7 protein-coding genes and 1 pseudogene are annotated in these 8,998 nt (G+C 69.5%); all 8 read left to right on the top strand.

Annotated elements, in window-relative coordinates; all coding sequences use genetic code 11:
- A pseudogene (locus VGK78_RS15540) lies at positions 1-732 on the top strand (alpha-1,4-glucan--maltose-1-phosphate maltosyltransferase); the annotation flags it as partial.
- Positions 729-2,498 (top strand): maltose alpha-D-glucosyltransferase, encoded by a 1,770-nt coding sequence (treS, locus tag VGK78_RS15535; RefSeq protein ID WP_331528598.1) that lies wholly within the window; start codon positions 729-731, stop codon positions 2,496-2,498. The pseudogene VGK78_RS15540 and the gene treS, both read left to right, overlap by 4 nt.
- Positions 2,495-3,943: a maltokinase N-terminal cap-like domain-containing protein gene (locus tag VGK78_RS15530; protein WP_331528597.1), complete on the top strand. Its 1,449-nt coding sequence runs from the start codon at positions 2,495-2,497 to the stop codon at positions 3,941-3,943. Before treS ends, VGK78_RS15530 begins: the two co-directional genes overlap by 4 nt.
- Positions 3,940-6,117, top strand: coding sequence for a 1,4-alpha-glucan branching protein GlgB (gene glgB / locus VGK78_RS15525; RefSeq protein ID WP_331528596.1), 2,178 nt, complete (start codon positions 3,940-3,942; stop codon positions 6,115-6,117). Before VGK78_RS15530 ends, glgB begins: the two co-directional genes overlap by 4 nt.
- 134 nt (positions 6,118-6,251) lie before the next feature.
- Complete coding sequence (locus VGK78_RS15520) at positions 6,252-6,920, top strand: SipW-dependent-type signal peptide-containing protein (RefSeq protein WP_331528595.1); 669 nt, start codon at positions 6,252-6,254, stop codon at positions 6,918-6,920.
- 88 nt (positions 6,921-7,008) lie between these two features.
- On the top strand, positions 7,009-7,605 hold the full coding sequence (locus VGK78_RS15515) for a hypothetical protein (RefSeq protein ID WP_331528594.1): 597 nt from the start codon (positions 7,009-7,011) through the stop codon (positions 7,603-7,605).
- A 70-nt stretch (positions 7,606-7,675) separates the two neighbouring features.
- Positions 7,676-8,305 carry a signal peptidase I gene (locus VGK78_RS15510; RefSeq protein WP_331528593.1) on the top strand — a complete coding sequence of 210 codons (630 nt, stop codon included), beginning with the start codon at positions 7,676-7,678 and terminating at the stop codon, positions 8,303-8,305.
- Between the two features lie 168 nt (positions 8,306-8,473).
- A partial coding sequence (locus VGK78_RS15505; protein ID WP_331528592.1) for a hypothetical protein occupies positions 8,474-8,998 on the top strand: 525 nt, incomplete at its 3' end.

The raw sequence follows: 8,998 nt of genomic DNA, 5'->3' as shown, positions 1-8,998 counted from the left end.
GAGGCCTTCACCCGGCCGGCGATGATGCACGCCCTCGGCGCGGTCGGCTTCCACCAGAGCTACACCTACTTCACCTGGCGCACCGCGAAGTGGGAGATCGAGGACTACCTCCGCGAGGTCTCCCACGAGTCCAGCCACCTGATGCGTCCGAACTTCTTCGTCAACACCCCCGACATCCTGCACGCCTACCTGCAGTACGGCGGACCGGCGGCATTCAAGATCCGGGCCGTCCTCGCCGCCATGGGCTCGCCGAGCTGGGGGGTGTACGCCGGGTACGAGCTGTTCGAGCACGTCGCGGTGCGACCGGGCAGCGAGGAGTACCTCGACTCGGAGAAGTACCAGATCCGGGTGCGCGACTGGGACGCCGCGGAGCAGGAGGGCCGCACCCTGGCGCCGTACCTCACCAAGCTCAACGAGGTACGCCGCGCGCACCCCGCCCTGCAGCTGCTGCGCAACGTCGTCATCCACTCCAGCGACGACGAGAACGTGCTGGTGTTCAGCAAGCAGTCGGCCGACGACTTGGTGATCGTGGTGATCAACCTCGACCCGCACGCGGCCCGCGAGACGATGGCGCACCTCGACCTTCCCGCGCTCGGGCTCGACTGGCACGACAGTCTCGCCGTCCATGACGAGATCACCGGGCAGGACTGGCACTGGGGACAGCACAACTACGTCCGGCTCGACCCCTACACCGAGCCGGCCCACGTGCTCATCGTCCGGAGGACCGCATGAGCGACACGGTGGTGTCCAGCGGCCCGGCCGATGGGCCGAGCCCGGCCGACGAGCCCGGCTCGAGGGAGGGATCCGAGGACTGGTACAGGACCGCGGTCTTCTACGAGGTGCTGGTCCGGTCGTTCCGGGACTCCAACGCCGACGGCACGGGCGACTTCCGGGGCCTGATCGAGAAGCTCGACTACCTCAAGTGGCTCGGCGTCGACTGCCTCTGGGTGCCGCCGTTCTTCACCTCGCCGCTGCGCGACGGGGGGTACGACGTCGCCGACTACACCTCGATCCTCCCCGAGTGCGGCACGGTCGACGACTTCAGCGACTTCGTCGCGGCAGCGCACGAGCGCGGCCTGAAGGTGATCATCGACTTCGTCATGAACCACACGAGCGACGCCCACCCGTGGTTCCAGGCCTCGCGCAGCGACCCCGACGGACCGTTCGGCGACTTCTACGTCTGGTCCGACACCGACGAGATGTACGAGGACGCCCGGATCATCTTCGTCGACACCGAGCCGTCGAACTGGACCTGGGACCCGGTCCGCCAGCAGTACTTCTGGCACCGCTTCTTCTCCCACCAGCCCGACCTCAACTTCGACAACCCCAAGGTCCACGACGCGATGCTCGAGGCGATGTCGTTCTGGCTGGACATGGGCCTGGACGGCTTCCGGCTCGACGCCGTGCCCTATCTCTACGAGCGCCCCGGCACCAACGGCGAGAACCTTCCCGAGACCCACGAGTTCCTGCGCAAGGTCCGGCGGTTCATCGACGAGAAGTACCCGGGCCGGGTGCTGCTGGCCGAGGCCAACCAGTGGCCCGCCGACGTCGTCGACTACTTCGGCGGCAAGCGCGACGAGGACACCGGTGAGTACGTCGGCGACGGCGACGAGTGCCACATGTGCTTCCACTTCCCGGTGATGCCGCGCATCTTCATGGCGGTCCGACGCGAGTCGCGGTTCCCGATCTCCGAGATCATGGAACAGACCCCACCGATCCCGGCCAACTGCCAGTGGGGCATCTTCCTGCGCAACCACGACGAGCTGACCCTCGAGATGGTCACCGACGAGGACCGCGACTACATGTGGGACGAGTACGCCAAGGACCCCCGCATGAAGGCGAACATCGGCATCCGCCGGCGCCTGGCGCCGCTTCTCGACAACGACGTGAACCGGATGGAGCTGTTCACCGCGCTCCTGCTGTCGCTGCCAGGCAGCCCGGTGCTCTACTACGGCGACGAGATCGGGATGGGCGACAACATCTGGCTCGGTGACCGCGACGGCGTCCGGACGCCGATGCAGTGGACACCCGACCGGAACGCCGGCTTCTCGTCCGCCACGCCGGGCAAGCTGCACCTGCCCGCGATCCAGGACCCGGTCTACGGCTACCAGAGCGTCAACGTCGAGGCGCAGCTCGAGGACTCGTCCTCGCTGCTCCAGTGGACGCGACGGATGATCCACGCACGCCGCGGCCACCCGGCGTTCGGGCTCGGGAACTTCCTGGACCTCGGCGGGACCAATCCGGCCGTGCTGTCCTACGCACGCGAGCTCGACTCCCCCGGAGGCGCGGACGCGATCGTGTGCGTCAACAACCTCTCGCGCTTCGCACAGCCGGTCGAGCTGGACCTGCGCCGGTGGGAGGGCCACGTGCCCGTCGAGCTGCTCGGAGGCGTGCCCTTCCCCGCCATCGGCGAGCTCCCGTATCTCCTGACCCTGGGTGGGTACGGGTTCTACTGGTTCCGGCTGACCGCCCCACCCGAGGAGGCCACCGCCCCGTGACAGACGAGACACCCACCAGCTACGGCCCAGGCGATGCGACGGGCGCTGCGTCGACCGCCACCGAGGACGGCCTCCGGCAGCTCTCCGAGTACATCGAGGGCGCCCGCTGGTTCGGCGGCAAGGGCCGGGGTCTGCGGGTGTCGGGCGTACGCCGGCTGGGCGTGATCGCCGACGAGGGTCCCCGGGTCGTCGTGGACCTGGCCGAGGTGACCTACGACGACGGCGGGGTGGAGCTGTACCAGGTGCCGCTGGCCCTCTACACCGATCCCGAGCACCGGCTCGACCACGCGTTCGTCGGCTGGTGGGAGGACCCCGACGCCGGCTGGGTGCACGCCTACGACGCGGTCCACGACCGCGAGGCGATGGCGGCGTACCTCCGTGCCTTCGCCTACCCGCCCGACGGGAGGCTGGAGTTCCACCGCTTGCCGGGCGACGAGCTCGACCCGACCGCGCCCTCGACGCCGTTCACCGGCGAGCAGTCGAACTCGTCGGTGGCGTTCGGCGAGCACGCGCTGCTGAAGCTGTTCCGGCGGGTCACCCCCGGGACCAACCCGGACATCGAGATCCACGAGCAGCTGACCCTGGCCGGGTCGGACAACGTCGCGGCGCTGCTGGGGTGGATCCAGAGCGAGGACCTGCAGCTGGGGATGCTGCAGAAGTTCCTGCGGACGGCCAGCGACGGGTGGGAGCTGGCGCTGACGTCGGTGCGCAACCTCTTCGCCGAGGCCGACCTGTACGCCGGAGAGGTCGGCGGTGACTTCGCGGCCGAAGCCCAGCGGCTCGGGGAGGCGGTCGGGCACATCCACACGCTGCTCGCCGAGCACTTCCCCACCGCCGAGCGCACGGCGTCCGACCATGCCGAGCTGGCCAAGGCGATGACCGAGCGGCTCGAGGCGGCGCTGGACGTCGTTCCGGAGCTGGCGGAGCACGCGCCCGCGCTGCGCGACCTGTTCGCTGCCGTCGGGTCGATCGAGTCGGGCACGATCCAGCGCGTCCACGGCGACCTGCACCTCGGCCAGACCCTGCGCACGTCCAAGGGCTGGAAGATCGTGGACTTCGAGGGCGAGCCGGCCAAGCCGCTGGCCGATCGTGTGCTGCCCGACTCCCCCTGGCGCGACGTGGCGGGGATGCTGCGCTCCTTCGACTACGCGCCCCGGGTGGCGGAGATGACGGCGGCGGCGACCGGCGACGACGGCCGTGAGCAGCGCGCCTTCCGGGCGGCCGAGTGGTCGGCGCGCAACCAGGCGGCGTTCCTCGACGCGTACGCCGGGCGCCCCCTCGCCGCTGACGAGCAGACGCTCCTCGCGGCGTACGTCGCCGACAAGGCGGTCTACGAGTGCGTCTACGAGGCGCGCAACCGGCCGACCTGGCTGTCCATCCCGATGGCCGCGCTCCAGGGCGGTCGGCCCGAGACCCCAGGCCAGGCGGAGGAGACGTTGCGATGAAGCAGGTCCCCAGGTCCGAGATCGAGCAGCTCACCCGCGGCGAGTACGGCCAGCCGCACGCCGTCCTCGGGCCACACCCGGACGCCGACGGGGTGACGTTCCGCGTCTACAAGCCACTCGCCCGCACGGTCACGGTGGTGACCTCCGAAGGGACGCGGGTGCCCCTCGAGCACGAGCACGAGGGGGTCTGGGTCGGAGCGTCGAGCGGAGACACGGCCGACGTCCCGGACTACCGGCTGGAGGTCGACTACGGGGAGGGCACGATCACCGTCGACGACCCCTACCGCTTCCTGCCGACGCTCGGCGAGGTGGACCTGCACCTCGTCAACGAGGGGCGGCACGAGCTGTTGTGGACCGTGCTCGGGGCGCGGGTCCACCACTACCGGGCATCGACCGGCGACGTGACCGGCACGTCGTTCGCCGTCTGGGCGCCCGGGGCGCGCGGCGTACGCCTCGAGGGCGACTTCAACTCGTGGGACGGCCGTGAGCACCCGATGCGGGAGCTCGGGGAGTCCGGGATCTGGGAGCTCTTCATGCCCGGTGTCGGGTCCGGCGCCGGCTACAAGTACGTCGTGCTGGGCGCCGACGGGGAGTGGCGCGAGAAGGCCGACCCGATGGCGTTCTGGGCCGAGGTCGCGCCCGCCACGTCCAGCAGGGTCTTCGAGTCCGGTCACGAGTGGGGCGATGAAACGTGGATGCGCGCCCGGGGCGAGAAGCAGCCGATCTCGCAGCCGATGTCCGTCTACGAGGTGCATCTCGGCTCCTGGCGCAAACGCCACGGGAGCGTGCTCACCTGGGACCAGCTGATCGACGAGCTCGTGCCGTACGTCGCCGACCTCGGCTTCAGCCACGTCGAGCTGATGCCGGTCATGCAGCACCCGTTCGGAGGTTCCTGGGGCTACCACGTCACGTCGTACTTCGCCCCGGACTCCCGGTTCGGCGACCCCGACGGCTTCCGCCGGCTGGTCGACGCGTTCCACCAGCGCGGGATCGGCGTACTGCTCGACTGGGTGCCGGGCCACTTCGCCACCGATGCCTGGGCGCTGGCGCGCTTCGACGGCACGCCGCTCTACGAGGACCCCAACCCGCAGCGGGGCTGGCACAAGGAGTGGGGCTCCCACATCTTCAACTTCGGCCGTCGGGAGGTGCGCAACTTCCTCTACGCCAACGCGCTCTACTGGCTCGAGGAGTTCCACGCCGACGGCCTGCGCGTCGACGGGGTCGCGTCCATGCTCTATCTCGACTACGCGCGGCCCGAGGGCGAGTGGAGCCCGAACAAGTACGGCGGCAACGAGAACCTCGAGGCCGTGCAGTTCCTGCAGGAGATGAACGCGACCGTCTACAAGCGGGTCCCCGGCGCCACGACGATCGCCGAGGAATCGACGTCCTGGCCCGGCGTCACCCGCACCACCGACAGCGACGGCCTGGGTTTCGGCTTCAAGTGGAACATGGGCTGGATGCACGACTCGCTGGACTACCTCAAGCGCGAACCCGTCCATCGCTCCTGGCACCACAACGAGCTGACCTTCGGGCTCACCTACGCCTTCAGCGAGAACTTCGTGCTCCCGCTCAGCCATGACGAGGTCGTGCACGGCAAGGGGTCGCTGCTCCGGAAGATGCCCGGCGACCGCTGGCAGCAGCTGGCCAACCTCCGTGCCTACCTGGCGTTCATGTGGGCGCACCCCGGCAAGCAGCTCCTCTTCATGGGCGGCGAGATCGGCCAGGAGTCGGAGTGGGCCGAGTCGCGTGAGCTCGACTGGTGGCTGCTCGACCACCCAGAGCACCTGGGCGTGCACCGGTTGATGAAGGACCTCAACCGGGCGTACGCCGACTCCCCGGCCATCTGGTCCCGGGACAGCGAGCCGGACTCGTTCCAGTGGATCGACGCCAACGACGCCGGGCGGAACGTGTTCTCGTTCATCCGGCGCGGCGTTGACGGGTCCACCCTCGCGTGTGTCTCGAACTTCGCGGCCGTCCCCCACAACGACTTCCGGCTCGCCCTGCCTGCGGCCGGCGAGTGGCGGGAGCTCGTGAACACCGACGCGGCGACGTACACCGGATCGGGGGTCGGCAACCTCGGAGCGGTGACCGCGGCCGAGGGCGGCGGGGGCTCCCCCGCTCAGGCGACGCTGGTGCTCCCCCCGCTCGCGACGATCTGGCTCCGCCAGGACTGACCCGGCGCTCACCCGTCTCGCTCGGTTTCAACAAAATTGTCGATGCCCCCGGGGAGGCATGCGAGGGATGGTCGCCCCGGCGGCGGCGACCCGCGGTCGCCGCACCTCATCCTTCGTGAAAGGGCCGAATACCCATGGCATTCTCCCGCAAGGTCATCACCGCAGGCGCCGTGGGCGTCGCGGCGCTGGCGCTGATCGGAACGGGCGCAGGCGCCAGCTTCACCGACGCCGTGCACGCGAGGCAGACCATCACCGCCGGCACGGTGGACGTGCAGATCACCAACGGCGGGGGTGGCACCGTGTCCGGGGATCGCAAGACCGTCATCCTCCCCGCTTTCGGGCCGACCGGTTCGACGTTCGAGACCGACCAGCACGTGATCACCATCACGAACAAGGGAACGGTCCCGGCGACCGCCGCCGCGATCCAGATGACCGAGTCGCACGCCGACACCCCCAGCAACAACGCTCTCTTCTCAGAGACGAACGTCTGCATCCAGAGCACTGACTACAGCGGTGGCCCGTGGACCGAGGGCAACGGACCGTTGACCACGGCCGTCGCGCTGAATCCGACCGTCGAGCAGAACCCGGTCGTCCTTAAGCCCGGCGACTCGATGACCTTCTCGGTCGAGTTCTACGCCGGCCAGGACTCGTCGTACTGCAAGCCGATCTACAGCGACGGCTCCCACACGGCAGCAGCCTGGGCCGGGCAGACCGGCGGGCCCTACAGCACGCCGCCCAGCCTGAACAACGACGCGCAAGGCGGCACGATCACGCCGACCATGACCTTCTCGTTCACCGGCTGATCCATTCGAGGGAGCTGCGGGGACCGTCCCAGACGGCCCCGCGGCTCCTCAGCCGACTTTGCGTTCGAGGAGATGAGGACTCGAGGTCATGACCGTTCGTCCCAAGCTGATGATGGCTGCCGGCATCGCCGTGGCCGGACTCGGCCTGATCGGTGCCGGGGCCGGTGCGACCTTCACGGCGCAGGTGGCCGGCACCATGTCGCTCAGCACGGGCAACATCGGACTCTCGCTCAACGGCAGGACGGGTCAACACCTGCACCTCGACGTCGACGGCAGCAACCTCGGCTCGCACGTCGCGCCCATCAGCAAGGATCTGCTGCTGAAGAACACCGGCACCCTGGACATGCCCTCGACCTACCTGAACCTCACGGCCGCCGGTTGCGACGGCAGCAGTGGAGCGCCCCTGGTCCGTTCGCTGCGCGTGACGGTGACGGACGTGACGCACTCCCAGCAGGTCTACGACGGTCCCTTGTGCTCCGCGGCCGGCGACCTGTCCCCGGCAGGGTACGACGGTCGCCGGGCTCATATGGACGACGGTCGGCGGCTCCCCTACCCGCTCCACGCCGGTGAGTCGACCCTCTACCAGCTCGTCCTGCAGCCGGCGGACGCCGAACAGGGGCTCCCACCCGCGGCACAGAACGCCCGCACCATCGTGCGGGTCGCCTTCACCGGATACGACTACTGACATGCGCGGCTCATCGGGAGAAGCCGGACGGACGACCGGCCGACAACGGAGACGTCAGCCCGTCCGCGGCGTGTTCAGCGCTGCGCTCCTGGTGCTCGCCCTGGGCGTGCTCGCTGTGTGCGGCTTTCAGACCGCGACCGGACGCTGGCACGCCACGCCGGTGTTGTCGGGCAGCATGCGTCCCGGTCTGCAGCCCGGGGACGTCGTGATCACCCAGAGGGTGCCGGTCAGTGACCTCCACGTGCGCGACGTGATCGTGTTCCATTCCCCGGACGAGGCTCACAGCCTGACCGTCCACCGCATCGTGAAGCTGCGCGTCAGAAGTGGGACGACGGTCATCACGACCCGTGGCGATGCCAACACCGTCAACGATCCCGCTGTCACGTCGCTCAGCGGTGCCAGCGCCTACCGAGTCGCACGGGTCGTGCCCCTGGTCGGGTACCCGGCCGTGTGGATGTCGGGCGGACACCACGGTCTGTTCGTGATCGGGCTCGGTGTCGTGTTGCTGGTCGTGGCTGCAGTCACTTTCCTGCGCCCCGAAGCCCACCGAGCGGAGCCTCGTGTCGGCAGGTTCGACGACGACGGCGGCGCCGGAGGTTCCCCTCACCCGCCGGGCACGGCTGGTGAAGATCCCGCCAACACACGGCCCGACCTCCTCGAGGTGGGCGCGCGACGAGCCACGTCGCACCGCAGGGAGTAGCGGGAGCGGTACCAAGAGCCGTAGATCTGCTCGGTCCCATCGCCGCATCGCCTGCCACCTGGCCCATCCTGACTAGACGTCCTGCACAGGCGTGGGCTTGATTCCGGAGGCGAGGAGCGGCAACCTCGGAGCCCGATGTATCGGGGGACATCACGGGGGGATCGGTCGGTGACCGTACGGGAGAAGATCTCAGGGCCGCTGGGCGCCGCGCTGGCCGCGGTGGTTGCAGCCGCGCTGGTGGTGAGCGCGGTGAGCATCGCTCGGCTCGCGTCGCCGCTGCCGCTGCCGGAGGCGACGGCCATGACCCGGGCGCTCGCAGCGCCGGCGTTCCTGGTCGCGGGGATCCTCCGACTGGCGCGTTGGCGGATCACCGGTGAGCAGCACTGCGGTCTGCGCGCGCTCGCGATGTTGCTCATGGGCGGGATCGCGCTCCCCTCGAGCGTGCTGGCACACAGCCTGTCCGCGCCCGGGGAGAGCCTTGCCACGGTCACCTGCATCCGGGCGGTGACGCTGGCCGTGGTCCTCTACGTGATGGCCGTGGCCGTGAGCGGTGGCCCGGTGAACCGGCCAGGACTGGAGCGCCGGGTCACCTGGCTCACGCTCGGCACGGTCGTGGTGACCGGATCCCTGGTGGTCGCGCACGGGCGCATCTCGCCCTCACCGACGATCCAGGTCGTGCTGGCAGTGGTAGTC

Origin of the sequence: Nocardioides sp., from assembly GCF_036503465.1 — a bacterium.
Classification (GTDB): domain Bacteria; phylum Actinomycetota; class Actinomycetes; order Propionibacteriales; family Nocardioidaceae; genus Nocardioides.
The sequence above is the reverse complement of the archived record's forward strand: the minus strand, read 5'-3'. Positions and strand labels throughout refer to the sequence as shown.

Coding starts and splice junctions, on each gene's coding strand:
- glgB (WP_331528596.1), top strand. CDS start 3,940: ATGAAGCAGGTCCCCAGGTCCGAGATCGAGCAGCTCACCCGCGGCGAG.
- VGK78_RS15515 (WP_331528594.1), top strand. CDS start 7,009: ATGACCGTTCGTCCCAAGCTGATGATGGCTGCCGGCATCGCCGTGGCC.
- treS (WP_331528598.1), top strand. CDS start 729: ATGAGCGACACGGTGGTGTCCAGCGGCCCGGCCGATGGGCCGAGCCCG.
- VGK78_RS15520 (WP_331528595.1), top strand. CDS start 6,252: ATGGCATTCTCCCGCAAGGTCATCACCGCAGGCGCCGTGGGCGTCGCG.